This is a genomic window from Phytobacter sp. V69, from assembly GCF_965644215.1.
Classification (GTDB): Bacteria; Pseudomonadota; Gammaproteobacteria; order Enterobacterales; family Enterobacteriaceae; genus Phytobacter.
Genome location: NZ_CBFFRL010000465.1, coordinates 1 through 825 on the forward strand (window position 1 = coordinate 1; position 825 = coordinate 825).

1 protein-coding gene and 1 pseudogene are annotated in these 825 nt (G+C 45.0%); both read right to left on the reverse strand.

All coding sequences use genetic code 11. The features are described from left to right. Positions 1-100 precede the first annotated feature (100 nt). Positions 101-394 (reverse strand): DinI-like family protein, encoded by a 294-nt coding sequence (locus ACSZPU_RS26005; protein ID WP_499004501.1) that lies wholly within the window; start codon positions 392-394, stop codon positions 101-103. Between the two features lie 169 nt (positions 395-563). Then, positions 564-752: pseudogene (locus tag ACSZPU_RS26010) on the reverse strand (formate/nitrite transporter family protein); the annotation flags it as partial. Between the last annotated feature and the right edge of the window lie 73 nt (positions 753-825).

Below are 825 nucleotides of genomic sequence, written 5' to 3' on the forward strand. Positions count from 1 at the left end.
TGTCCGTCTGTACAGGTGGGCGTCTAAGTTATCAGTACTGGCTTAATGGCTACATACGGCGCTGGCTTTACGCTTACATAAATTATGTGTTTTGTGTGGTTTATTTGTGAAACCAGTCATCTGCACTTTCCCATGCCTCCTGTAGTACTTCCTGCTCATACTCCTTATCGCCTTCCTTATCCCTCGAGTGCAAAACCGAAAGCCCTTCATTACAGGTGGTAGTGTTAATCGCCAGCAGCTTGCGAGACTGACGGACCAGTCGTTCATTACGGAAGATGGTGAAGTGATTGAGGATGGGTCGCTGTAAGACGTAATCGTTGTTGGCTGGGTGACTTATTTCGTTAATCGGGCAGGGGAGGATGACTGCCCAATACTTTAGAAATAATGTGTACATATTTGTGTACTTTATTTTTATATTTCTTATGTAAAAACACATAAAAAACATAGTATTGAGATTTTGTTTCACTATGCCCATTTAACTAAGGGGACGAAGCGGCAGGAGTATAACGTTATTTCGCCTGTGCGTTAAGCATCCTGCGCCCGACTGGTTAAAGTGTCGCCAGTTAACCCCTGTGTTCAGCCGTTTCGCGTTTTGTTTTGGCTTTCGTGTCAGCTTTGCGCTTGTTAATCATGTCATTGCGGATTTGTGCGTGGCTGAGCAGGGCGAAGATAAACGTACCGCCGCAGATATTTCCGGCAAGGGTTGGAAGCGCAAACGGCCAGAAGAATTCGCTCCAGTGGATTGTGCCATTAGATAGTGTCGTCACGAGGATAAAAATCATTGATAATAGGGCCTTCTAATCAGAAGGCCCTATTATCATGACT

What these genes read in the sequence shown, in the direction of transcription:
- ACSZPU_RS26005 (WP_499004501.1), bottom strand. Translation starts at nt 394, where the DNA reads ATGTACACATTATTTCTAAAGTATTGGGCAGTCATCCTCCCCTGCCCG.